Raw genomic sequence first — 22,768 nt, 5'->3', positions numbered from 1 at the left:
TGTCGCGCCTCTGTAAATTATCGGATTTGAGCGGTAGACTCCTCGGCTTTCCGTAGAACCCCGTGGAGTGATGGCATGGCGGACGTAAACAAGGTCGTTCTGGCGTATTCCGGCGGCCTGGACACTTCGGTGATCCTCAAGTGGCTGCAGGATACTTATAACTGTGAAGTGGTGACCTTCACCGCTGACCTGGGTCAGGGCGAAGAGGTCGAGCCGGCTCGCGCCAAGGCTCAGGCCATGGGCGTAAAAGAAATCTACATCGACGACCTGCGCGAAGAATTCGTGCGTGACTTCGTGTTCCCGATGTTCCGCGCCAACACCGTTTACGAGGGCGAGTACCTGCTGGGTACTTCCATCGCACGTCCGCTGATCGCCAAACGCCTGATCGAAATCGCCAACGAAACCGGCGCCGACGCCATTTCCCATGGCGCCACCGGCAAGGGCAACGACCAGGTGCGTTTCGAACTGGGTGCCTACGCACTCAAGCCTGGCGTCAAAGTGATCGCGCCATGGCGTGAGTGGGACCTGCTGTCGCGCGAGAAGCTGATGGACTACGCCGAGAAGCACGCGATCCCGATCGAGCGTCACGGCAAGAAGAAGTCCCCGTACTCGATGGACGCCAACCTGCTGCACATCTCCTATGAAGGCGGCGTGCTGGAAGACACCTGGACCGAGCACGAAGAAGACATGTGGCGCTGGACCGTCTCCCCGGAGAAGGCTCCTGACACCCCGCAATACCTGGAACTGACCTACCGCAACGGCGATATCGTCGCGCTGGACGGCGTCGAAATGACTCCGGCCACCGTACTGGCAACGCTGAACAAGATCGGTGGCGCTCACGGTATCGGTCGTCTGGACATCGTTGAAAACCGTTACGTGGGCATGAAGTCCCGTGGCTGCTACGAAACCCCGGGCGGTACCATCATGCTGCGCGCGCACCGCGCCATTGAATCGATCACCCTGGACCGCGAAGTCGCTCACCTCAAAGACGAGCTGATGCCGAAATACGCCAGCCTGATCTATACCGGTTACTGGTGGAGCCCGGAGCGTCTGATGCTGCAACAGATGATCGATGCTTCGCAGGTCAACGTGAACGGTGTGGTTCGCCTGAAACTGTACAAGGGCAACGTGATCGTTACCGGCCGCAAGTCCGACGATTCGCTGTTCGACGCCAATATCGCGACCTTCGAAGAAGACGGCGGCGCCTACAATCAGGCCGACGCGGCGGGCTTCATCAAGCTCAACGCGCTGCGCATGCGCATTGCTGCCAACAAAGGCCGCAAGCTGTTCTAAGCCTTGCAGGGCTGTAAAAATGGCGGCTTGTCACAATGACAATGCCGCCATTTTCTTTTCTGTGTTTGTCTGACGTTAATCCAGAACTTTGGTCATTGCCGCCAACTCCAGCATTTTCTTGAATGTCCACTTCAGGCATCTACTCTGCGCTCATGTTCCTCTCAAAACCGTGGTGCTTTGTGTGCTTACGTTGTAAGCAACGAGAAGTTTGGCGCCTCCGCTTTTTTTCGACTGTTTGATAAGGGTCGGGATAATTTGCTTGAGCAAAACGTCGCACGCAGAGTCGGTCAAAAATACCACTGCTTTGGCTGAGTGTTTGCCAAGATGCGGAAAGTGTTCTGCCAGCGCATTGAACGCCTGTGCGCTACTCAACCGACGTACGTCTATGGCGCACAATGTGCCGATGGATTTAGGCAGCTGAATGTTGTGCTCAATCCACGGTCGCTCCGGGCAGGATTCGCCAGCGCTGCAAGGAGGGAGTTGCCTGAGGTCAACGCTATGTACAGACAACGTCCACTCCAATCCGTTGGCAGCTGATACTTCGCCTACCACAGACGCTCTTGCTGGAGGCGAACAGGAGTGGAGCTCGGGCTGTTTCAACTCCTCGAAACTTTTTAGAAAACTGTCGTCCTTATCGAAGTCCGAGGGCGCATAGAGCGAACGGTAGTTGAAGTTCAGCGTTAAAAAGAATAGCAATAGCAAGTAAAACGGAAAGCTGATCAGGAACCAGATGTAGACTTCTCTTTCGGCGTTATCAAGAAAGGGTAAGGAAATGGCAGCCGACGATTCGGAAATAAATGCAAATATCGCAATTACAGTCATGGGATTGGTAATTTTTCTTCTGATTTTTATCATGGAAGGTGCTCATTAATTGTGTGTTTCCAATACGTATGTTGAGTTGATTTGTATGGGGTGTTGCAACTTGCTGGTCGAGATAATTTTTATATTAAATGATAACGTTTGGATAGAAGTATCTTGTTTCAGATGTTGATCTATCAAAGGGTTTTTGATTGTTTTCACGTTGTTTATTTAAACTTATAAGCTGCCGGGGCTGGCGCTGCGTAGCGATGTGCAGTCAATGGATTATCGCGTTTTTTCAGCCGCTCGCTGAGCCGTCTGCCTCGAAAGAACAGTTCGCGTGGTGTTCAGGACGTCATGTTTTTCGCGTCGATGTGAAGGCCAGGAGATGCGTCGTCCCATTTGAAAATCGCCTGTATGGGTTTTTTTGTAGGAATAATCTTTATTTGCTGTAGGGAATGTCTTTTGCTGGGATTGCAATGAAACTCTCTTGTGCCATGTCAGAAGTGACTGGGCTATTGTGCGTGCTCTAAAAATTCGAACAGCGAAACTGGACTTGCCCATGAATAAAGTGCTGATCGTGGATGATCATCCCGTCATTCGTCTTGCTGTGCGTATGCTGATGGAGCGTCATGGCTACGAAGTCATTGCAGAAACGGATAATGGTGTGGATGCTTTGCAACTTGCGCGTGAACAGATGCCGGATATCGTTATTCTGGATATTGGAATACCGAAACTCGATGGTCTTGAAGTTATTGCGCGTCTGAACTCGACACCCATGCCGTTGAAAGTACTGGTGTTGACCTCCCAGGCACCGGGTCATTTTTCAATGCGCTGCATGCAGTCAGGTGCTGCGGGGTATGTATGTAAGCAACAGGATTTGACTGAGTTGCTCAGTGCGATCAAAGCGGTACTGTCCGGCTACAGCTATTTTCCAAACCAGGCCCTGCACACCGTGCGTACCAGTCTTGGTAATGCCAGTGAGGCCGATATGGTGGATCGCCTCTCCGGGCGGGAAATGATGGTGTTGCAGCAATTGGCGCGTGGCAAGACCAACAAGGAAATCGCCGACGGCATGTTTCTCAGCAACAAGACGGTCAGCACTTACAAGACCCGTCTGTTATTGAAGCTCAATGCCCGCTCGCTGGTGGATCTGATTGAATTGGCACAACGCAACGGACTGGTCTGATGATCAGGAATACCGACGGGGCATGGGCCGCTCAGTGTCGGATTCAGCAGAAAGTAAAAAGCCTCCGGTTCGGGAGGCTTTCAAGTGTCACAGATCAAAATCGTAATCGGCCAATTGCTTTTGCAGTCGGCGCTCCTCAAGCAGGTTATCGATGGTGCGACGTTTACTCAGATTGGTCTTGGCGACCTCGACCACCGGTTCGGCGTCGTCGGTATCCACAACGGTAAAATCTTCATCTACGTCCAGTTGTTCTTTGCTGTCAGTCATAAGGTGAACTCCAGGCTAAGACTGCCTTTGGCGCCCCTTATATCGATATTCCTGCTGCGGGTAAAAAAGATTTTTTCAATCGAAGAATCAATTATTCCAATAGCCAATCAATCGTCCGAGGTTTTGTGTTTGTACTCACACAAATCTTCGATGCGGCAGCTGCCACAGCGTGGCTTGCGCGCCAGGCACACATAGCGACCGTGCAGAATCAGCCAGTGGTGGGAGTCCAGCAGGTAGTCTTTTGGCACAAACTTCATCAGCTTCTTTTCCACTTCAACCACATTTTTACCCGGGGCAATGCCGGTGCGGTTGCTCACGCGAAAAATGTGCGTGTCGACCGCCATGGTCAACTGGCGAAAAGCGGTATTGAGGACCACGTTGGCCGTCTTGCGACCGACGCCGGGCAGCGCTTCCAGTTCTTCACGCGTCTGCGGGACTTCGCCATTGTGCAACTCGACCAGCATGCGACAGGTCTCGATCACGTTTTTCGCTTTGCTGTTATAGAGGCCGATGGTCTTGATGTATTCGGACAGCCCTTCGACGCCCAGCGCGTGGATCGCCGCCGGGGTATTGGCCACCGGGAACAGTTTGGCCGTAGCCTTGTTGACGCCGACGTCGGTTGACTGCGCCGAAAGAATGACCGCGATCAACAACTCGAACGGTGAGGAATAGGCCAGCTCGGTCTTCGGCTCGGGATTGTCTTCATGAAGTCTGCGGAAAATTTCCAGACGTTTGGCGGCATTCATGGGTGATGTGTTTCCTTGGAGAGAGCGGTCGAGCGGGTCCAGGCCTGGCGGGCGGCAAGCAGTAGTCCGAGCACGATGAAGGCGCCGGGAACCAGGGTGAGCAAGTGCAGCCCGTCGCTGAACAGAACCAGGCCTTGCCAGTGTTCCGACAGGCCACGGCCGATGTGGCCCTGACCGAACAGTTCACGCAGTACCGCCAGCGCCAGTAGCAGCCCGCTCGACAGGCCAAAAAACGTCAGGCGCAGGCCAAATGCCTGACGAAAGAATCCATTGTATTCCAGCACTACGCATTGCAAGGCGATCAGCCCGGCATAGATTCCGATTGACTGTTGCCACTGCAACGCCCAGCGCTGCGCGAGGATATTGGCGCAACTGGTCAGGGTGGCGGCCAGCAGCAGACTGGCCAGCATCAGGTTGTTGCCAGACAACCGCGAGCGCAGCGGGCCGATGCATGCGCCGTAAACCACCACCACAACGCCCGACATCAACAGCATGCCCAGCGCGCCAGCCAATGTCGCGCTGGTGCCAAGCAGCAGCATCAGCATCAACGTGTTTGTCAGATTCGTTGGCCGGATCATGATCCGCTCCCCAGCAAGGTTGCGCGGTGCTCATCAAAGTAACGCAGGGCGTCATGAATAGCATTGACGGTGGCCCGGGAAGTGACGGTTGCCCCGGCCAGTTGATCGAACTGTCCCTGATCTTTTTTCACCGCCCAGCCTGCGTCGTCAGGTGAGTTGCGCGACTTGCCGGTAAATGTCGCCAGCCAGTGGTTCGGCCAGTCGCCGATAAGTCCGCCGAGCGCCGGGGTTTCGTTGTGCCGCAGGGTTTTTACCCCCAGCAGTCTGCCGTTGGCATCGATGGCGATCAGCAGTTCGATAGCGCCGGCATAGCCCTCGGTCTGGGTGCGCAACAACACTGCCACCGGCTGACCGGATTTGCTTGCGCGATAACCTGCCAGCAGCGTGCTGTGGCTCAACGTTGTATCAGTCAGCGCCAGCGGCTGCTCCAGCGGCTGATTGTCGTAGGCATCGGGCGCGATCAGATCCAGCAATTTGCGGCTGTCGAGCAGGCGTTGCTCGCTGGCAATCTGCGGCGCACTGGCGCGCTGCACGACATAGGTCAGGCCGAGACCGGCACCGGCCAGCAGCACAAGCGCCACGAAAGCAGCTGCGCGGCTCATGATTGCACCTGCGTCTGGCGGGCAGCGGCAAAACGTTCCAGAGCCGGTACACACAGATTCATCAGCAACACGGCAAACGCGACACCGTCCGGGTAGCCGCCCCAGGTGCGGATCAGGTAGGTCAGCAAGCCGACACCCACGCCGAACAGCAGTCGGGCCAGCGAACTTTTGGCGCCGGATACTGGTTCGGTAATGATGAAAAACGCACCGAGCATGGTCGCGCCGCTCAGCAGATGAAACAGCGGCGAGCCGTGGGAATCCGAACCCGAACCGTTCCAGCAGAGCAGGCTGACGAAAAACAGGCTGGCCAGCATGCCAACTGGCGCTTGCCAGGCAATCACCCGGCGCTGCAATAAAAACAGTCCACCGGCGAGAAACGCCAGATTGATCCACTCCACGCCGCGTCCACCGAAACGGCCGAATGCCGGATTGGCCGCGAACAATTCATCCATGGTCAGACTTTTGTTGATGCGCAGGCTGTCCAGCGCGGTGGCCTGAACCCAGGCATCCGGAGCCTGGCCCAGATTCAGGACCTGTGCAAAAGCGGCCTGCAGACTCATGCCATGCGCCGGCCAGTGGGTCATTGGCTGCGGGAACAGCAGCATCGCCAGGGCGAAACCGAGCATGGCCGGATTGAACGGATTCTTGCCGATGCCACCGTATAAATGTTTGCCGAACAGCAGGCCCGAAGCCACCGCCGTAACTGTCAGCCACCATGGGCAATAAGGTGGCATGGCGGCGGCCAGCAGTGTCGCGCTGACCAGTGCGCTGCCATCGCTGAACGTTGGTTGCAGTGGTTGTCGGCGCAGGCGGGCGACGCCAGCCTCGATCAGCAGCGCGGTGCTCGCCGCCAGGATCAGGTTGATCAACACGCCCCAGCCGTAAAACCAGAACAACGCCAACAGCCCCGGCAGCGTGGCCAGCAGCACCCGCTTCATCGCCTGTTGCAGGCGATCATCCGGTGCTTCACGGGGCGACATGATCTTGCACCTGACGCTCGGCGGCCTGCAGGCGAGCGCGGGCCTTGTCGAGGACTTCGTTCGGCGTGTCGGCGCGGCGTTCGAGTTTGTTCAGGTCGGCGCGGGCGTAGGCCAGTTCGGTTTTCAACTGGCGGAGCTGATTGTCGATCGGGCGCTTTTCCACCCGCAACAGGTCAGGCGCAGGCTGCTCGCTCGCCGTCTCGGCGGCGTGAAGGGCTTGCTCGGCGTCACGCAGTGCCTGTTCCAGCGTGACAATTTGCTCGGCTGGCGCTTCGGCGGTCTGGGCCTTTTTCAATTCGGCGCGCCGCATGGCCAACTGGATTTTCGCCCGTTTCAGGTCGGCGTCTTTCGCCGGGGCCGGAGCGGGGATTATCGGAGCGCCGGGGGCAGAGCTTTCGAGTTTCGCCAGCGCCTGTTCGGCGGCTTCAAACTGCTGTTGCAACACGATCAGTTGCGATTGCTGTTCGAAGGTCGGCGGATGGCCGAAGGCTTTCAGCGATTTGTGCAATTGCGCGCGGCTCATGGCGACATCGATCTTGGCTTTTTTCAATGCCGCGTCGGCGGTTGCGGCTTTCTGCGCGCGCACCCGTTCCAGAGCGGCCTGCACCGGATCGAGAGTAACCACCGCCGGTTGCGCTGCACGCTGCGCCCGGGCTTCGCGCTCAGCCTGTTTCTGCTGTTCCTCGCGTTGCAGGCGGGTGTTGCGGCGTTCAAACCGCTGGCGCGCATGATCGCGTTTGGCTGCGCGCGCGCGCTGCTCTTCAAGGCTCAACGCCAGACTACCGACCACCGGCAAGGTGCCGAGCGGCAGCGGATGCATTTCGATGCAGTCCACCGGGCACGGCGCCACGCACAGGTCGCAACCGGTGCATTCGTCGATCAGTACGGTGTGCATCAGTTTCGCCGCGCCGACGATGGCGTCGATCGGGCAGGCCTGGATGCACTTGGTGCAGCCGATGCACTCGGCCTCGCGGATGTACGCCACTTGTGGCGGTGCCGAGCCACGGCTGACGTCCAGTTCCAGCACCGGCACGTTCAACAGTTCAGCCAAGGCGGCGACGGTTTCGTCACCGCCGGGCGGGCACTTGTTGATCGGTTCGCCATCGACGATGCCTTGCGCATACGGCTTGCACCCGGGGTGGCCGCATTTGCCGCATTGGGTCTGCGGCAGGAGGGCATCGATGAGTTGAATCAGACTCATGTTTTGATCAGTCCACTGAATCCGAGAAAAATCACTGCGATCAGTCCGGCGCCGATCAGGTCGATCGGCAAGCCGCGAAAGGGCAGGGGAATGTCGTTGTCCGCCGTGCGTTCACGCAAGTCGCTGAACAGGCTCAGCACCAGCCAGAAACCCAGCCCGGCGCCGATGCTCAGCGCTGCTGCTTGCAGCAGGCCGCGATCATTTTGCGCGTTGATCAAGGCCAGCCCCAGTACGCCGGCATTACCCAGCAATAGCGGCCACAGTCCGTCGAACGGCCAGTCTGGCAGCGCACGAGCCAACAGCTTCAGCAGCGGCGCGATCAGCAGCACGCTGAGCGGCAAGAACACAAACAGCTGCAGTGCCTGCAATTGCAGCGGCACCAGCAGCCAGTGCCAGAGCACGTACCCGATGAAGCCGACGCTCAGCATCAGGCACGCCGTCGCCAACCCCAGCGCATGCACCTGGCGCCGACTGCCGGCCAGCAGCGGATCGACACCCAGCGGCCAGTGCAACACGAAGTTGTTGAGCAGGGCGGCACTGATCAGCGTAAGCGCAAGTTCGGTCATGGTTCTGCCGGCAGCAACGGGCGGGTGTCACTTAAGGTTAGGCATTATCCGGCACCCGCGATGGGTGGGCCAGATATGAAAAATCCCACAGGCCTGCAGAACATGCCTGTGGGATCGTTTCAGCGCTGGGTCTTACTTGATGCGTTGACCCGGCTTGGCGCCGCTGTCCGGGCTCAGCAGGTAGATTTCTTCACCGCCAGGGCCGGCGGCCATCACCATGCCTTCGGAGATGCCGAACTTCATTTTCCGCGGCTTGAGGTTGGCGATCATCATGGTCAGGCGACCGTCGAGTTTCGACGGATCCGGATAGGCGCTCTTGATTCCCGAGAACACGTTGCGTTGCTCGTCACCGATGTCGAGGGTCAGACGCAGCAGCTTGTCCGCCCCTTCAACGTGTTCGGCCTTGACGATCAGTGCGACGCGCAGGTCGACGGCGGCGAAGGTGTCGAAGTCGATTTCCGGCGACAGCGGATCCTTGGCCAGTTCGCCATTGCCGGCAGGCGCGGCGGCGCCGGTGTCGGTCTGGCTGGCGGTCAGGTCTTCTTTCGAGGCGTCGGTCATGGCTTGCACTTTTACCGGGTCGATGCGGGTCATCAACGGTTTGAATTCGTTCAACTGGTGGTTGGCCAGCAGCGTGGTGTGGTCGTTCCAGGTCAGCGGGGCGACGTTGAGGAACGCCTCGGCATCGGCGGCCAGCACTGGCAGCACCGGTTTGAGGAAGATCACCAGCTGGCGGAACAGGTTGATGCCAGTGGCGCAGATCGCCTGGACTTCATCCTGCTTGCCTTCCTGTTTGTTCAACGACCATGGGGCCTTGTCGGCGATCCAGGCGTTGGCGCGGTCGGCCAGGGCCATGGTTTCACGCATGGCGCGGGCGAAGTCGCGGGCTTCATAGGCGTCGGCAATGCTTGGCGCCGCGGCGAGGAAGGCTTCGGTCAGCTCTGGCGCAGCATTATTGTCGACCAGCAGGCCGCCGTTGCCCTTGTGGATGAAACCGGCGCAACGGCTGGCGATGTTGACCACTTTGCCGACCAGGTCGGAGTTGACCTTCTGCACGAAGTCTTCGAGGTTCAGATCGAGGTCATCGACGCCACGGCCCAATTTGGCCGCGTAGTAGTAACGCAGGTATTCCGGCGACAGGTGATCCAGGTAGGTACGCGCTTTGATGAACGTGCCACGGGACTTGGACATCTTCTGGCCGTTGACGGTCAGGTAGCCGTGCACGTTGATCCCGGTCGGCTTGCGGAAACCGGCGCCTTCGAGCATGGCAGGCCAGAACAGGGCGTGGAAGTTGACGATGTCCTTGCCAATGAAGTGGTACAGCTCGGCGGTGGAGTCCTTGCCCCAGAACGCGTCGAAGTCCAGCTCCGGCGTGCGGTTGCAGAGGTTCTTGAAACTGGCCATGTAGCCGATCGGCGCATCCAGCCACACATAGAAATATTTGCCCGGCTCGTCCGGAATCTCGAAACCGAAGTACGGCGCATCGCGGGAAATGTCCCACTGCTGCAGGCCGGCGTCCAGCCACTCGGCGATCTTGTTGGCCACGGCGTCCTGCAGGGTGCCGCTGCGGGTCCAGGTCTGCAGCATCTGCTGGAAGTCTGGCAGTTTGAAGAAGAAATGCTGGGAATCCTTGAGCACCGGAGTGGCGCCGGAGATCGCCGACTTCGGATCCTTCAGATCGGTTGGCGCGTAGGTCGCACCGCATTTTTCGCAGTTGTCGCCGTACTGGTCTTCGGTGCCGCATTTCGGGCAGGTGCCCTTGATGAAGCGGTCGGCCAGGAACATTTTCTTTTCCGGATCGAAATACTGGGTGATCGAGCGCTGGGCAATGTGCCCGGCGTCACGCAGCTTCAGATAGATCTGGCTCGACAGCTCACGGTTTTCTTCGGCGTGAGTGGAGTGGAAGTTGTCGAAGTCGACCAGGAACTCGGCAAAGTCGGCGCTGTGTTCAGCCTGCACGTTGGCGATCAGTTGTTCCGGGGTGATGCCTTCCTTTTCCGCGCGCAGCATGATCGCCGAACCGTGGGCGTCGTCGGCACAGACATAGATGCATTGATTGCCGCGATGCTTCTGGAAGCGCACCCACATATCGGTCTGGATGTATTCCAGCATATGGCCAAGGTGAATCGAACCGTTGGCGTAGGGCAGGGCGCTGGTGACGAGGATCTTGCGTGGTTCGGACATGTGGGGCTTCGCTACTTGATGAAACGGAGGTCGGCCACTATAAAGCGCTGGCGCATATTTTTCACCCTGTGCCGCTGGGTACTTTGAGAGCATTTGTGGCGAGGGGATTTATCCCCGATGGGTGGCGAAGCCGCCCCCAAACCCGATATCAGGGCCTATCAGGTACACCGCGGGTGATGGTTCTGCGACTGCTGCGCAGCCGATCGGGGATAAATCCCCTCGCCACAGGTGCTGACTTGCTCAAGTAATCAGTTCGCCACAAATCTGCGTCCAGCGTACGATACCCGCCATCTTTTCCCAGTCTTGTTATCGGAGTTGCCCATGAGTGCCGTCACTCGCGCAGCGGTGGAAGCCGTCCTCAGCCAATACACCGACCCCTACCTGAACCAGGACCCGGTCAGCGCCGGTTGCGTGAAGCACATCGAGATCGTCGGTGATCGCGTCAACGTGCAGCTGGAAATCGGTTACGCCGCCGGTCTGTTCAAGAGCGGCTGGGCACAGTTGCTGCAGCTGGCCATCGAAAACCTCGATGGCGTGACGATCGCCAAGGTCGAGGTCAACAGCGTGATCGCCGCGCACAAGGCCCAGGCGCAGATCCCGGGGCTGGCCAACGTCAAGAATGTGGTCGCCGTGGCTTCGGGCAAGGGCGGTGTGGGCAAGTCGACCACGGCGGCCAACCTCGCGCTGGCGCTGGCCCGCGAAGGCGCCAAAGTGGGGATTCTCGACGCCGACATCTATGGCCCGAGCCAGGGCATCATGTTCGGCATCCCCGAGCGCACCCGCCCCGAGGTCAAGGATCAGAAGTGGTTCGTGCCGCTCAAGGCCCACGGTGTCGAAGTCATGTCGATGGCGTTCCTGACCGACGACAACACGCCGATGGTCTGGCGCGGGCCGATGGTCTCCGGCGCGCTGCTGCAACTGGTGACGCAAACCGCGTGGGGCGACCTGGATTATCTGGTCATCGACATGCCGCCAGGCACCGGCGACATCCAGCTGACCCTGGCGCAAAAAGTCCCGGTGGCCGGTGCGGTGATCGTCACCACGCCGCAGGATCTGGCGTTGCTGGACGCGCGCAAAGGCGTGGAAATGTTCCGCAAGGTCAACATTCCGGTGCTGGGCGTGGTGGAAAACATGGCGGTGCACATCTGCTCGAACTGCGGTCATGCCGAGCATCTGTTCGGTGAGGGCGGTGGCGAAAAACTGGCGACCCAATATGGCGTCGAACTGCTGGCTTCGCTGCCACTGTCGATGCTGATCCGCGAGCAGGCCGATGGCGGCAAGCCAACGGTGATCGCCGAACCGGACAGCCAGATTGCCATGGTCTATCAGGAACTGGCCCGCCACGTCGGCGCACGCATTGTGTTGCAGGAAGCGGCGACACCGGCGATGCCTAATATCAGCATCAGTGACGATTGATAAGCAGAAACACAATCTAATGTGGGAGCGAGCCTGCTCGCGAATGCGGCGTGTCATTCAACCGATGAATTGTCTGATCCACCGCTTTCGCGAGCAGGCTCGCTCCCACATTGGTTTCTGATTGGCAGTCAGATCCGCAAACCGCCATCCATCTCCAGAATCCGCCCGGTGTAATAGTCGTTCTCGAAGATGTACGCCGCCGAATGGGCGATCTCTTCCGGCTTGCCCATGCGCTTGAGCGGAATCCCCGAAGTCATCTTCTCCAACGCTTCCGGCTTCATGCCCAGGGTCATCTCGGTTTCGATGAAGCCCGGCGCAATGCCTGCCACGCGAATGCCGTAGCGCGCCAGCTCCTTGGCCCAGGTCACAGTGGCTGCGGCCACGCCAGCCTTGGCGGCAGAGTAGTTGGTCTGGCCGACGTTACCGGCTCGGGAGATCGAAGAAATATTGATGATCGCGCCGCTGTTCTTCAGCTCGACCATTTTCGCCGCCACTTCACGGGTGCACAGGAACACGCCGGTCAGGTTGACGTCGATTACCGCCTGCCACTGGGCCAGACTCATCTTGGTCATTTCGCCGTCCTTGACCTTGAGCAGCAGGCCGTCACGCAGGATCCCGGCGTTGTTGATCAGGCCATGGATCGCGCCGAAATCTTCGGCAACCTGCGCGACCATGTGCTCAACCTGTTCTTCATTGGCCACGTTGCACAGATAGCTGCGCGCCTCGACGCCCTTGGCCTTGCAGGCTGCCACCGCGTCATCGAGTTTTTCCTGATTGAGGTCGACCAACGCGAGCTTCGCGCCTTTGCCGGCGAAATACTCGGCCATGGAACGGCCCAAACCCTGGCAACCGCCGGTGATAATGATTACTTTGTCGTTGAGTTGCATTCGCATGCCCCGATAGCCGGTCTGAGTGGTTTTTGTTATTGGCGACGCTCGATCCGTACCGGTTATGGCCGGATTGCACATGAGCATTGCCCGATGGCGTGACCGGGACTTATCCCCAGGCGCCTGTCCGTTTTTTCGACGGATTCTAATTAAGGAGTCATAAATTGAGCGTTGAAGCGGCCAAGAATGCCCGAGAATTGCTTCTCAAGGAATACCGTGGCGTATTGTCCACCCACTCCAAATCAATGCCCGGTTTCCCGTTTGGCTCGGTGGTGCCGTATTGCCTGGATGAGCAGGGCCGCCCGCTGATCCTGATCAGCCGCATCGCCCAGCACACCCACAACCTGCAGAAAGATCCGAAATGTTCGCTGCTGGTAGGTGAGCGTGAGGCCGACGACGTGCAGGCCGTTGGTCGCCTGACCTACCTGGCTGAAGCGCAGAAGCTCGAAGACCCGGCTGCCATCGAAGCCGCCGCCGAGCGTTACTACCGGTATTTCCCCGACTCGCAGAACTATCACAAGGCCCACGACTTTGATTTCTGGGTGCTCAATCCGGTGCGGCACCGCTACATCGGCGGTTTCGGTGCGATTCACTGGGTCGATCAAGTAACCCTGGCCAACCCGTTTGCCGGCAAGGCGGAAATCAGCATGGTCGAGCACATGAACAGCGATCACGCCAAAACCATTGCCCACTACGTCGAACTCAGCGGGTTGCCGAAAACCGTACCGGCGCAACTGGCCGGAATCGACAGCGAAGGCATGCACTTGCGCATCGGTCAGGCACTGTATTGGCTGGCGTTTCCAGCGCCTTGTCATACGCCGATACAAGTGCGCGAGGCCTTGGTTTCTCTGGCTCACGCCGAGGTCTGGCCAAAAAATGCGGTGGCTGACGCTTGAATTCACGAAAGGGCGACGTCATCTAAGGCTTACTGCAAGGCATTTCTTGCGTTGAGGAATCTTTGATGCGCCCTTTTTTGTTGCTCTTTCTGCTGTTTCCGGTGCTGGAGCTGTTCGTATTCGTCAAAGTGGCAGGGGCGATCGGGTTTTTCCCGGCCCTGCTGCTGATCATTCTCGGCTCGATGTTCGGTGTGTTCGTACTGCGCGTCGCCGGTCTGGCCACGGCACTGCGTGCCCGTGAAAGCCTGAACCGCGGTGAATTGCCCGCACAGACCATGCTTGAAGGCTTGATGCTCGCCTTGGCCGGTGGCCTGTTGATCCTGCCGGGCTTCATCAGCGACGTGGTCGGTCTGGTGATGCTGCTGCCGTTTACCCGTCGCCTGCTGGCGAACAAGATGCGCCAGCGCGCCGAAGAACAGGCAATTCGTCAGCGTGCCTTCGCCGACGACCTGCAACCGCGTGGCGGTCCTGCACCGCGCCAGCCTCTGGGCCGCGAGGGTGATGTGATCGAAGGCGAGTTCGAACATCGCGACAGCAAGTAACCCCTGCTTCGACACGGCACCTTCGGGTGCCGTTTCTTTATGCGCGGCATTCAAGGGGCAACCGATGAAAAATTTTCTGCCCCCGCCCTTGTAATAAGCTTATGCGCCCTTATGTATCGGTCACCGAAAGGTTTCCGGCATTCAAGCCGGACAGACTTCCGCGGTTTGCTCGACGAACCGCAACCGGCGCAGGCCGGATTTGTTAAACCCGCCGGGACTACACCGGCCGATGAAAACCACAATTAGGAGAGATCGACAATGAAGCTTCGTCCTCTGCATGACCGCGTCGTCATCCGTCGCAGCGAAGAAGAAAAGAAAACCGCTGGCGGTATCGTCCTGCCAGGTTCGGCTGCTGAAAAAGCCAACCACGGTGTGATTCTCGCTGTAGGCCCGGGCAAGGCTCTGGAAAACGGTGAAGTGCGTGCACTGTCCGTGAAGGAAGGCGACAAGGTTGTGTTCGGTCCTTACTCCGGCAGCAACACTGTGAAAGTCGACGGCGAAGACCTGCTGGTAATGAGCGAGAACGAAATCCTCGCTGTTATCGAAGGCTGATACCCCCCGTTCATTTTCCCGTTACTACAAAGTATTTAAGGAATATCGATCATGGCTGCTAAAGAAGTTAAGTTCGGCGATGCCGCTCGCTCCAAGATGCTCAAAGGCGTCAACGTTCTGGCTGACGCGGTAAAAGCGACCCTGGGCCCGAAAGGCCGTAACGTGATTCTCGAGAAGAGCTTCGGCGCTCCGACCATCACCAAGGACGGCGTTTCCGTCGCCAAGGAAATCGAACTCGAAGATCGCTTCGAAAACATGGGCGCGCAGCTGGTCAAAGACGTTGCCTCCCGTGCCAACGATGACGCTGGTGACGGTACTACCACCGCGACCGTTCTGGCTCAATCGATCGTCAACGAAGGCCTGAAAGCCGTCGCTGCCGGCATGAACCCGATGGACCTGAAGCGCGGTATCGACAAAGCGACCATCGCGATCGTCAAAGAGCTGAAAGCCCTGTCCAAGCCATGCGCTGACACCAAGGCTATCGCTCAGGTCGGCACCATCTCCGCCAACTCCGACAACTCCATCGGCGACATCATTGCCGAAGCCATGGAAAAAGTCGGTAAAGAAGGCGTGATCACCGTTGAAGAAGGCTCGGGCCTGGAAAACGAACTGTCGGTTGTAGAAGGCATGCAGTTCGACCGTGGCTACCTGTCCCCGTACTTCGTCAACAAGCCGGACACCATGGTTGCCGAGCTCGACGGCCCGCTGATCCTGCTGGTCGACAAAAAGATCTCGAACATCCGCGAAATGCTGCCAGTGCTGGAAGCCGTTGCCAAAGCCGGCCGTCCACTGCTGATCGTTGCCGAAGACGTTGAAGGCGAAGCCCTGGCGACTCTGGTCGTGAACAACATGCGTGGCATCGTCAAGGTTGCAGCCGTCAAGGCTCCAGGCTTCGGCGACCGTCGCAAGGCCATGCTGCAGGACATCGCCGTTCTGACCGGCGGTACCGTGATCTCCGAAGAGATCGGCCTGAGCCTGGAAAGCACCACCCTGGAGCACCTGGGTAACGCCAAGCGCGTGACCCTGTCCAAGGAAAACACCATCATCGTTGACGGTGCTGGCGTACAAGGCGACATCGAAGCCCGTATCGCTCAGATCCGTGCCCAGGTTGCCGAAACTTCCTCGGACTACGACCGTGAAAAACTGCAAGAGCGTCTGGCCAAGCTGTCCGGCGGCGTTGCAGTGATCAAGGTTGGCGCTGGTTCCGAAGTTGAAATGAAAGAGAAGAAGGCCCGCGTTGAAGACGCCCTGCACGCAACCCGTGCAGCCGTTGAAGAAGGCGTGGTACCTGGCGGTGGCGTTGCGCTGATCCGTGCTCTGGAAGCCCTGACCGAACTGACCGGCGACAACGCTGACCAGAACGTCGGTATCGCTGTACTGCGTCGCGCTGTTGAAGCGCCGCTGCGCCAGATCGCGGCCAACTCCGGTGACGAGCCAAGCGTAGTCGTCAACGAAGTGAAGAACGGCAAAGGTAACTTCGGTTACAACGCTGCTTCGGGCGAATACGGCGACATGATCGAAATGGGCATCCTGGACCCAACCAAGGTAACCCGTTCCGCTCTGCAAGCTGCAGCCTCGATCGGCGGTCTGATCCTGACCACCGAAGCGGCTGTTGCTGATGCACCGAAGAAAGAAGGCTCGGCTGGCGGCGGTATGCCAGACATGGGCGGCATGGGTGGCATGGGCGGCATGATGTAAGCCAGCCTTACCCCTGTAACGAAAAACCCCGCCTGCGCTGAGCAGGCGGGGTTTTTTATTGCCCGGACTCCAGGCTTCACACCATCCCCTGTGGGAGCGAGCCTGCTCGCGAAAGCAATCACCCCGTCACTACAGCTGTGACGCATGCACAGCATTCGCGAGCAGGCTCGCTCCCACATTGGGATCTGGATTTCCTGTGATAACCGGTTGCGCAAAAAAAAGCCCCGGTGCATCAGCCCGGGGCGTTTCTATTGACGGTTACTGTTCGCTGACCTGGACAGTGCTGTCCTTCGCCGGCTTCCAGCTCAACAACTGCTGTTTGAAGCCATAACTGGCCGCCTGGTAATACGCAATGGCCCGGCTGACCAGCGGATCGTCGCTGCTGACCCGCGACTCGCGGCTTTCGGTCAACGCATCGTCATGCCGGCGCAAGCCCTGGCGCGGGCTGAGGATCGCCAGATCCTTGCCATCAAACAGACCCAGGTGCTGGTAGTTGCCGACCACCACGCGCGGTGGCAACGGGTTGTCCTGCAACAGGTTGCGACCAAAGAACGTCGAGGTGTAATCCAGGTTGAGCAAGCCCAGCAGCGTTGGGGCCAGATCGATCTGGCTGGCCAGTTGCGCGCTCTCGCGAGCTTCGATCATTTTCGGCGCGTAGATGAACAGCGGAATCTGATAGTTGCTGATCGGCAAGTCTTCCTTGCCGGCGCTGCCCGCGGTGTGGTCGGCGACGAAGATGAAGATCGTATTGTCGAACCACGGCTTCTGCCGCGCCTGCTCCAGGAACTGACCAATCGCATAGTCGGTGTACTTCACCGCACCATCACGGCCGTTGCCGGATTTGATGTCGATCCGGTTGTCGGGGTAGGTGTAAGGGCGATGGTTGGAGGTGGTCATCAGTTGCAGCAGGAACGGTTGCTGTTTGGCGTAGTCGGCATCCGCCAGTTTCAGAGTCTGGCGGTACAGATCTTCGTCGGCCATGCCCCAGGCGTTCTTGAAGTGGATCTCGGCTTCATCGACGCTGCTCTGGTCGACGACACGATAGCCGTTGCCGCTGAAGAACGCGTTCATGTTGTCGAAGTAGCCGCGGCCGCCGTAGACGAACACGCTGTCGTAACCCACCGCGCTCAGTTGCTGGCCAAGGCTGGCGAAACCGCTTTCACGGCCGATGCGTTTGACGATCGAGCGGCCCGGCGTCGGCGGGATGGCCAGGGTGATCGCTTCCAGACCACGGTCGGTGCGGGTGCCGGTGGCGTAGAAGTTGTTGAAGTACAGGCTCTGCTTGCGCAACGCGTCGAGGTTGGGCGTCAGGTTGCGACCGTCGCCATTGCTGCCCAGGTACTTGGCGCTGAGGCTTTCGATGGTCACCAGCACAATGTTTGGCTTGCGCGGGGTGCCCGGGTTGTCGATCACCCGGCGAATGTCCTGTGGATCCTTGCCAATGAAGCGCGCGTCGCTTTCGCTCAGCTCGGCGCGGATCTGGCTGGCGACTTTTTCCGCCGGCAGGCTCTTGTAGAACTGGGTGTAGTCGAGTTCATTGTTACGGAACGCGGCGAAGAACTGATACGGACCGTTGCTGGCCAGTTCGTTCTGGTAGGCGTTGCCGCCCTGGGCACGCGGGGCGTCCTGGCTGAGCAGTTGCAGGCTGAGGCCCGCGACGATCAACAGGCCCAAGGCACTGAGCAGACGTCCGCGCAGCGCTGGCAGCGGGGCATTCATGGCGGCATTGAACGGCTTGCCCAAGGCAAAGCTGATCACCACGGCCAGTACCGCGAGGAGGCTCAGCAGTTTGCCGATCGGGTACGACTCAAGGACGTTGTTCAGCACTTCGTCCGAGTACACCAGGTAATCGACGGCGATGAAGTTGAAGCGCACGCCGAACTCGTCCCAGAACAGCCATTCAGCCACTGCCACGAACAGCATGGCGAACAGGCTGACTGTCAGCAGGGCGCGCAGAAACCCGCGATGTCCACGACGCCGCCACAGGCCCGGCGGGCAGAGCAGCAGGTACAAGCCCATCGGCAATGCCGCATAGGCAAGGAAACCCAGGTCGTACAGCGCGCCGATGCCGAACACCGACAGGGCGAAGCCGCCGGCCTCATCCAGGTGAGTCAGCAGCAGTACCGCTCGAGTCAGAAGAAAGATGACCAGCCAGGCGCCGGTGATGAGCAGCAGAAAGCGCACGGGCGCGGTCTTGAGAAGGTCCATTGTCTAGTTTTCCTTATATCAATGGCGCGCGAGTTTCGCGGCGTCACTGTAGTCAGGTTGTGAATCGATAGTGAAAACTTTGTTAAACATTTAATTTGCCTGGGCAAATTGATTTGCACACCTGTCGGCCCTAGCCCTGAACCGGCGTTGGCCTTAAGCTGCGCGGGCCATGACGGCCGTCACTGTGTACGGAGGAGATGCCAATGCGAATTCTATTGGTCGAAGACAACCGCGATATCCTGGCCAACCTGGCCGATTACCTGGGACTCAAAGGCTATACCGTCGATTGTGCCCAGGACGGCTTGTCGGGCCTGCATCTGGCTGCCACCGAGCATTACGACCTGATCGTGCTCGATATCATGCTGCCGGGGATCGACGGCTACACCCTGTGCAAGCGCCTGCGTGAAGATGCCCGGCGCGATACGCCGGTGATCATGCTCACCGCCCGCGATCAACTGGACGACCGGCTGCAGGGCTTCAAGTCCGGGGCCGACGATTATCTGGTCAAACCGTTTGCCCTGTCCGAGCTGGCGGCGCGTGTCGAGGCGGTGATGCGCCGGACTCAGGGTGGCGGACGCCGTGCGCTGCAGGTCGGCGACTTGTCCTACGACCTCGACACGCTGGAAGTGACCCGCGAAGGCAAGTTGCTCAAACTCAACCCGGTCGGCCTCAAGCTGCTGGCGGTCTTGATGCAGAAGAGCCCGCATGTCCTGCGTCGGGAAATTCTCGAGGAAGCGCTGTGGGGCGATGACTGCCCGGACAGCGACAGCCTGCGCAGCCACGTCCACCAATTGCGTCAGGTGATCGACAAGCCATTCGCCAAGCCGTTGCTGCAAACCGTGCACGGCGTGGGTTACCGCCTGGCCGAGGGGCGTGATGGAGTTTAAGCAAAGCCTTTCCCAGCGGATCATCATCGCCTTTGCGCTGATGAGTGCGCTGGTGGCCGGGGCCTTCGCCATGGGCATCGTGGCGACCGTGCACCTGGTGGAGGAGAAACTGATTTCGGCGGGGCTGGGCGGCGACCTGCAGCGTCTGCTGCTGATGGACAACGTATCGGACTGGAGCCATCGCCCGGAACCGGACCAGTTGTTCTATTTCAGCGGCGGACCGGGTGATTTCGAGCTGCCCAAGGATCTGCGTCACCTCGATGCGGGGTTCCACGAAGTGTTCCGCGAGCAGCTGTCGTATCACGCGATGGTCGAGATCGTCGACGGTCGGCGCTACGTGCTGCTGCAGGATCAAAGCGATTTCGAAGAGCGCGAGCGCGTGCTGTTTGCCGTGGTGCTGGTGGGCTTTGTGCTCAGTCTGGCGCTGGCGGTATTCCTCGGCTGGGTGCTGGCGCGCAAGGTCATGGCGCCGGTGGTGCGCCTGGCACGGCAAGTACGGCATCGCGATCAGTTGCTCGGTCTGGCGCCGCCACTGGCGCCGGACTATGCGGCTGACGAAGTCGGCGAACTGGCGGTGGCGTTCGATGCCACGCTGGGGCGCCTGCGTCAGGCACTGACTCGGGAGCGGCTGTTCACCAGTGACGTCAGCCACGAGCTGCGCACACCGTTAATGGTGCTGGCGAGTTCCTGTGAACTGCTGCTGGAAAATCCGGGGCTGGATCAACGCGGTCGTGCCCAGGTCGAGCGCATCGCCCGCGCCAGCGAAGAAATGCGTGAACTGGTGCAGACCTTCCTGATGCTCGCCCGCGCCCAGCGTGAAGACGCCGGTTCGGCACCGCAGCAGAACATCAGTCAGGTGGCCGATGGCTTGTTGAGTATCTGGCGTGAACCGATCGAATCGAAAGGGCTGCAGCTGATGTTCGAGCCGGGCAATCCGCCGGACACTCGCTTCAACGCGACTCTGCTCAGCGCGGTCATGGGCAATTTGTTGCGCAACGCCTGCCACTACACCGAGCAGGGCTTCATCCGCCTGACGCTCAACGACAACGGCTTCGTCGTCGAAGACTCGGGCGTCGGCATTCCCGAGGAAAAACGTGAGGCCATGTTCCAGCCCTTCGTGCGCGGCAATGAGAAGCGCGGCGAAGGCTTGGGCCTGGGCTTGTCGCTGGTGCAGCGGATCTGCGAGAACCAAGGCTGGGAGGTGACGTTGAGCACCATGCAGCCCAATGGTTGCCGCTTTGAGGTGACGCTGGGGCAGCGTTGATCCCCAAACCCAAGCGGCCGCGCCCTGAGTGCTGGTATTTGATGACGCCTTCGCGAGCAGGCTCGCTCCCACAGATATCTGCGGTACAAAGGTGGGAGCGAGCCTGCTCGCGAAGGGGATTGAACGGCAGTATTGAATCATCAGTGGCCGCCGGATTCAGCTGGTGGCCCCGCGCTATTGCTTTCTCCCTGTAAAACCCTGTAATAGTTTGCCGGTTTACCTGACGTAATTTTCACAAAGGGACGACCTGACGCTGACATGCCACTACCTATGGTAGGGGCATCAGTTATTCAGGAGTCCTGAAATGAGCAGTCCGATCAAGCTCGATTTTTCCGAAAAGTATGATGACCAGCATGCACAAAAATATTTGCGCAAGCACCAGGACGGTTTAGGTCGTCGGTTGTCACATTGGCGGGACGAGCAGCTGGCCCGCAAGGCACTGACGCTGGCGGGCGAGCCGGGGCTGGTTCTGGATCTGCCGTGTGGTGCAGGGCGTTTCTGGCCGTTGCTGGCGGAAAAACCCAATCGGGTGATCATTGGCGCGGACAATTCCGAGTCTATGATCAAGACCGCGATGCAGGCGCAACCGGCTGATGTGGTGAAACGGGTACAACCTTTGCACACGTCTGCGTTCGACATTGCCTTACCTGATAACGCCGTCGACAGCATTTTCTGTATGCGTTTGCTGCATCACATCGGTGAAGCCGAACATCGGCGGACGATTTTGCGCGAATTCGAGCGTGTCACCCGTGACAGCGTAATCATTTCGTTGTGGGTGGACGGTAATTTCAAGGCCTGGAAACGCAAACGCGCTGAACAGCGCCGTGGGCAGGAAGGTTACCAAAACCGGTTTGTGTTACCGGCTGTGACAGTAGAAAAAGAGTTCGAAGACGCAGGTTTTCGCATTCAGGAACAACTGGACTTCATTCCGCTGTATGCCATGTGGCGGGTTTACGTATTACGCAAGAGGTAACAGGATGGCGGTGCAAATAGCAGCAGAAACGGAAGTCGCTCCCCAGGATCGCTTCGACTACTACTGGAACCAGCGCGGTGAATGGGTGGAAGAACCCAACGTGCGCCGTGGCGGGGAAAGTGGTGTGCAACGAGTCGTGGGCCGTGACGGCCAGTTACTGTATGCCAAGCGCCAGACCGGACATATCTATCGCAGTTGGCTGCATCCTTTCGGCCGGCCGACAGTCTTGCGAGAGCTGGATGCCCTGACCGGTGTCAGCCGCCTCGGTGTACGCGTCCCGCAAATCGTCTTCTGCGGTGCGCAGCCGGATCCGCAATACAAGTGGCGTGCGTTGCTGGTGACCAAGTCGCTGGACGGTTTCGACGAACTGGAGAAGTGGGAAGCCGCCGGCGGCCGTGCCCAATATGGCGAAGCCGTTTACGAGCGCGTCCTCAAAGACCTGGCCGAAAACCTCGCGCGCATGCACAAGGGCCGTTGGCAGCACAGCTGCATCTACATCAAACACGTTTTTGTACGGGTGACCGGCGAAGGTGATTCGGCTCAGGTCGAAGTGGCATTGATCGATCTGGAGAAATGCCGTCAGCGTCTGACCGCTTATCGCGCGGCCTCCCATGACATGAAGCAATTGCGTCGCCATTCGTCGTTCAGCGACACGGACTGGAAAAAACTCGTCTACTTTTATGAGACGGCGTTTGGCAGCGCTATCAAAGGTTTATAGCGATGAAACTCGAAATTGCACGAGGTTTGTTTTTGGTTGGAGCCTTGGCAGTTGCTTCATTGGCGGTGGCGGCCTGGGAGCAGCCCCGCATGCAGGTGATCGGTGCTACCACAGGCGATGCTCACTGCGCAGTACCACGGGTGGCGAAAGCCTCCGTGGCGACTAAACCTGACCATGATCTGTTGTTGTTCATGTTCGGACTTTCTCAAGGGATGAGGCCACAGAGTTGAACCGATTGAAGCCAAAATGAAAGGCCTCGCAGATGCGAGGCCTTTTTTATTGCGCGTGTTCCAGGGATCACACCATTCCCCTGTGGGATCGGC

Annotated in this window: 23 protein-coding genes; 12 read left to right on the top strand and 11 right to left on the bottom strand. The window is 58.9% G+C overall.

Annotation, left to right across the window (positions count from 1 at the left end; translation table 11 throughout):
* The first annotated feature begins 75 nt into the window (after positions 1–75).
* Positions 76–1,293, top strand: a complete 1,218-nt coding sequence (locus CRO59_RS01340) for an argininosuccinate synthase (RefSeq protein ID WP_027612065.1) — start codon at positions 76–78, stop codon at positions 1,291–1,293.
* Positions 1,294–1,443: 150 nt separating this feature from the next.
* Here CRO59_RS01340 and CRO59_RS01335 read toward each other — a convergent pair whose 3' ends face one another.
* Positions 1,444–2,148, bottom strand: a complete 705-nt coding sequence (locus CRO59_RS01335; protein ID WP_097086046.1) for a hypothetical protein — start codon at positions 2,146–2,148, stop codon at positions 1,444–1,446.
* A 505-nt stretch (positions 2,149–2,653) separates the two neighbouring features.
* Between CRO59_RS01335 and CRO59_RS01330 the strand changes: the two genes are divergently transcribed.
* Positions 2,654–3,280 carry a response regulator transcription factor gene (locus tag CRO59_RS01330; protein WP_003227711.1) on the top strand — a complete coding sequence of 209 codons (627 nt, stop codon included), beginning with the start codon at positions 2,654–2,656 and terminating at the stop codon, positions 3,278–3,280.
* Between the two features lie 87 nt (positions 3,281–3,367).
* On the opposite strand, the gene CRO59_RS01325 is transcribed toward CRO59_RS01330, so the two are convergent.
* The 8 genes from CRO59_RS01325 to metG form a co-directional block, all read right to left on the bottom strand.
* Positions 3,368–3,547 (bottom strand): PA3496 family putative envelope integrity protein, encoded by a 180-nt coding sequence (locus CRO59_RS01325; protein WP_027612063.1) that lies wholly within the window; start codon positions 3,545–3,547, stop codon positions 3,368–3,370.
* Between the two features lie 107 nt (positions 3,548–3,654).
* The gene (nth, locus tag CRO59_RS01320) at positions 3,655–4,293 is read right to left on the bottom strand and encodes an endonuclease III (RefSeq protein ID WP_003227707.1); all 639 of its coding nucleotides are present in this window, start codon (positions 4,291–4,293) and stop codon (positions 3,655–3,657) included.
* On the bottom strand, positions 4,290–4,871 hold the full coding sequence (locus CRO59_RS01315; RefSeq protein ID WP_097086044.1) for an Rnf-Nqr domain containing protein: 582 nt from the start codon (positions 4,869–4,871) through the stop codon (positions 4,290–4,292). The genes nth and CRO59_RS01315 overlap by 4 nt, the downstream gene beginning before the upstream one ends.
* Positions 4,868–5,473 (bottom strand): RnfABCDGE type electron transport complex subunit G, encoded by a 606-nt coding sequence (locus CRO59_RS01310; RefSeq protein ID WP_097086042.1) that lies wholly within the window; start codon positions 5,471–5,473, stop codon positions 4,868–4,870. Before CRO59_RS01310 ends, CRO59_RS01315 begins: the two co-directional genes overlap by 4 nt.
* Positions 5,470–6,453, bottom strand: coding sequence for an RnfABCDGE type electron transport complex subunit D (locus CRO59_RS01305; RefSeq protein ID WP_097086040.1), 984 nt, complete (start codon positions 6,451–6,453; stop codon positions 5,470–5,472). The genes CRO59_RS01310 and CRO59_RS01305 overlap by 4 nt, the downstream gene beginning before the upstream one ends.
* On the bottom strand, positions 6,440–7,654 hold the full coding sequence (rsxB, locus tag CRO59_RS01300) for an electron transport complex subunit RsxB (protein WP_097086038.1): 1,215 nt from the start codon (positions 7,652–7,654) through the stop codon (positions 6,440–6,442). The genes CRO59_RS01305 and rsxB overlap by 14 nt, the downstream gene beginning before the upstream one ends.
* On the bottom strand, positions 7,651–8,220 hold the full coding sequence (locus CRO59_RS01295; protein ID WP_097086036.1) for an Rnf-Nqr domain containing protein: 570 nt from the start codon (positions 8,218–8,220) through the stop codon (positions 7,651–7,653). The genes rsxB and CRO59_RS01295 overlap by 4 nt, the downstream gene beginning before the upstream one ends.
* A 132-nt stretch (positions 8,221–8,352) precedes the next feature.
* A complete protein-coding gene (metG, locus tag CRO59_RS01290) occupies positions 8,353–10,404 on the bottom strand; it encodes a methionine--tRNA ligase (RefSeq protein WP_097086035.1) in 2,052 nt (683 codons plus the stop codon).
* Between the two features lie 321 nt (positions 10,405–10,725).
* Between metG and apbC the strand changes: the two genes are divergently transcribed.
* On the top strand, positions 10,726–11,820 hold the full coding sequence (apbC, locus tag CRO59_RS01285; RefSeq protein ID WP_027612056.1) for an iron-sulfur cluster carrier protein ApbC: 1,095 nt from the start codon (positions 10,726–10,728) through the stop codon (positions 11,818–11,820).
* A gap of 128 nt (positions 11,821–11,948) precedes the next feature.
* On the opposite strand, the gene CRO59_RS01280 is transcribed toward apbC, so the two are convergent.
* Positions 11,949–12,707 carry an SDR family oxidoreductase gene (locus CRO59_RS01280; protein WP_016773416.1) on the bottom strand — a complete coding sequence of 253 codons (759 nt, stop codon included), beginning with the start codon at positions 12,705–12,707 and terminating at the stop codon, positions 11,949–11,951.
* Positions 12,708–12,871: 164 nt separating this feature from the next.
* Between CRO59_RS01280 and CRO59_RS01275 the strand changes: the two genes are divergently transcribed.
* From CRO59_RS01275 to groL, 4 genes are all read left to right on the top strand, one after another.
* Positions 12,872–13,603 (top strand): HugZ family protein, encoded by a 732-nt coding sequence (locus tag CRO59_RS01275; protein WP_097086033.1) that lies wholly within the window; start codon positions 12,872–12,874, stop codon positions 13,601–13,603.
* A 65-nt stretch (positions 13,604–13,668) separates the two neighbouring features.
* A complete protein-coding gene (locus CRO59_RS01270; RefSeq protein WP_096795133.1) occupies positions 13,669–14,145 on the top strand; it encodes an FxsA family protein in 477 nt (158 codons plus the stop codon).
* A gap of 258 nt (positions 14,146–14,403) precedes the next feature.
* Positions 14,404–14,697: a co-chaperone GroES gene (locus CRO59_RS01265; protein ID WP_007916610.1), complete on the top strand. Its 294-nt coding sequence runs from the start codon at positions 14,404–14,406 to the stop codon at positions 14,695–14,697.
* Positions 14,698–14,748: 51 nt separating this feature from the next.
* The gene (gene groL, locus CRO59_RS01260; RefSeq protein WP_007964008.1) at positions 14,749–16,395 is read left to right on the top strand and encodes a chaperonin GroEL; all 1,647 of its coding nucleotides are present in this window, start codon (positions 14,749–14,751) and stop codon (positions 16,393–16,395) included.
* 258 nt (positions 16,396–16,653) lie between these two features.
* Here groL and CRO59_RS01255 read toward each other — a convergent pair whose 3' ends face one another.
* Complete coding sequence (locus CRO59_RS01255) at positions 16,654–18,603, bottom strand: LTA synthase family protein (protein ID WP_097086032.1); 1,950 nt, start codon at positions 18,601–18,603, stop codon at positions 16,654–16,656.
* A 203-nt stretch (positions 18,604–18,806) separates the two neighbouring features.
* Here CRO59_RS01255 and colR point away from each other — a divergent pair, with 203 nt between their 5' ends.
* The 5 genes from colR (at position 18,807) to CRO59_RS01230 (ending at position 22,675) form a co-directional block, all read left to right on the top strand.
* The gene (gene colR / locus CRO59_RS01250) at positions 18,807–19,490 is read left to right on the top strand and encodes a two-component system response regulator ColR (RefSeq protein WP_041068401.1); all 684 of its coding nucleotides are present in this window, start codon (positions 18,807–18,809) and stop codon (positions 19,488–19,490) included.
* Complete coding sequence (locus CRO59_RS01245) at positions 19,480–20,754, top strand: HAMP domain-containing sensor histidine kinase (RefSeq protein WP_097086030.1); 1,275 nt, start codon at positions 19,480–19,482, stop codon at positions 20,752–20,754. Before colR ends, CRO59_RS01245 begins: the two co-directional genes overlap by 11 nt.
* A 304-nt stretch (positions 20,755–21,058) precedes the next feature.
* The gene (locus CRO59_RS01240; RefSeq protein WP_027612050.1) at positions 21,059–21,727 is read left to right on the top strand and encodes a class I SAM-dependent methyltransferase; all 669 of its coding nucleotides are present in this window, start codon (positions 21,059–21,061) and stop codon (positions 21,725–21,727) included.
* 4 nt (positions 21,728–21,731) lie between these two features.
* Positions 21,732–22,445, top strand: coding sequence for a lipopolysaccharide kinase InaA family protein (locus CRO59_RS01235; protein WP_027612049.1), 714 nt, complete (start codon positions 21,732–21,734; stop codon positions 22,443–22,445).
* Positions 22,446–22,447: 2 nt separating this feature from the next.
* Complete coding sequence (locus CRO59_RS01230) at positions 22,448–22,675, top strand: hypothetical protein (RefSeq protein WP_025111684.1); 228 nt, start codon at positions 22,448–22,450, stop codon at positions 22,673–22,675.
* Positions 22,676–22,768: the final 93 nt, after the last annotated feature.

The sequence above is a fragment of the Pseudomonas sp. LAMO17WK12:I5 genome (assembly GCF_900215165.1).
Taxonomy (GTDB): Bacteria; Pseudomonadota; Gammaproteobacteria; order Pseudomonadales; family Pseudomonadaceae; genus Aquipseudomonas; species Aquipseudomonas putida_A.
The sequence above is the reverse complement of the archived record's forward strand: the minus strand, read 5'-3'. Positions and strand labels throughout refer to the sequence as shown.

Bases quoted from the DNA above. Each gene is read 5' to 3' on its own strand.
- CRO59_RS01325 (WP_027612063.1), bottom strand. From the start codon at position 3,547: ATGACTGACAGCAAAGAACAACTGGACGTAGATGAAGATTTTACCGTT.
- CRO59_RS01235 (WP_027612049.1), top strand. From the start codon at position 21,732: ATGGCGGTGCAAATAGCAGCAGAAACGGAAGTCGCTCCCCAGGATCGC.
- CRO59_RS01240 (WP_027612050.1), top strand. From the start codon at position 21,059: ATGAGCAGTCCGATCAAGCTCGATTTTTCCGAAAAGTATGATGACCAG.
- CRO59_RS01330 (WP_003227711.1), top strand. From the start codon at position 2,654: ATGAATAAAGTGCTGATCGTGGATGATCATCCCGTCATTCGTCTTGCT.
- CRO59_RS01295 (WP_097086036.1), bottom strand. From the start codon at position 8,220: ATGACCGAACTTGCGCTTACGCTGATCAGTGCCGCCCTGCTCAACAAC.
- CRO59_RS01335 (WP_097086046.1), bottom strand. From the start codon at position 2,148: ATGATAAAAATCAGAAGAAAAATTACCAATCCCATGACTGTAATTGCG.
- metG (WP_097086035.1), bottom strand. From the start codon at position 10,404: ATGTCCGAACCACGCAAGATCCTCGTCACCAGCGCCCTGCCCTACGCC.
- CRO59_RS01305 (WP_097086040.1), bottom strand. From the start codon at position 6,453: ATGTCGCCCCGTGAAGCACCGGATGATCGCCTGCAACAGGCGATGAAG.
- CRO59_RS01265 (WP_007916610.1), top strand. From the start codon at position 14,404: ATGAAGCTTCGTCCTCTGCATGACCGCGTCGTCATCCGTCGCAGCGAA.
- CRO59_RS01310 (WP_097086042.1), bottom strand. From the start codon at position 5,473: ATGAGCCGCGCAGCTGCTTTCGTGGCGCTTGTGCTGCTGGCCGGTGCC.
- rsxB (WP_097086038.1), bottom strand. From the start codon at position 7,654: ATGAGTCTGATTCAACTCATCGATGCCCTCCTGCCGCAGACCCAATGC.
- CRO59_RS01340 (WP_027612065.1), top strand. From the start codon at position 76: ATGGCGGACGTAAACAAGGTCGTTCTGGCGTATTCCGGCGGCCTGGAC.
- CRO59_RS01315 (WP_097086044.1), bottom strand. From the start codon at position 4,871: ATGATCCGGCCAACGAATCTGACAAACACGTTGATGCTGATGCTGCTG.
- CRO59_RS01280 (WP_016773416.1), bottom strand. From the start codon at position 12,707: ATGCAACTCAACGACAAAGTAATCATTATCACCGGCGGTTGCCAGGGT.
- colR (WP_041068401.1), top strand. From the start codon at position 18,807: ATGCGAATTCTATTGGTCGAAGACAACCGCGATATCCTGGCCAACCTG.
- CRO59_RS01245 (WP_097086030.1), top strand. From the start codon at position 19,480: ATGGAGTTTAAGCAAAGCCTTTCCCAGCGGATCATCATCGCCTTTGCG.
- groL (WP_007964008.1), top strand. From the start codon at position 14,749: ATGGCTGCTAAAGAAGTTAAGTTCGGCGATGCCGCTCGCTCCAAGATG.
- CRO59_RS01255 (WP_097086032.1), bottom strand. From the start codon at position 18,603: ATGGACCTTCTCAAGACCGCGCCCGTGCGCTTTCTGCTGCTCATCACC.
- apbC (WP_027612056.1), top strand. From the start codon at position 10,726: ATGAGTGCCGTCACTCGCGCAGCGGTGGAAGCCGTCCTCAGCCAATAC.
- nth (WP_003227707.1), bottom strand. From the start codon at position 4,293: ATGAATGCCGCCAAACGTCTGGAAATTTTCCGCAGACTTCATGAAGAC.
- CRO59_RS01270 (WP_096795133.1), top strand. From the start codon at position 13,669: ATGCGCCCTTTTTTGTTGCTCTTTCTGCTGTTTCCGGTGCTGGAGCTG.
- CRO59_RS01230 (WP_025111684.1), top strand. From the start codon at position 22,448: ATGAAACTCGAAATTGCACGAGGTTTGTTTTTGGTTGGAGCCTTGGCA.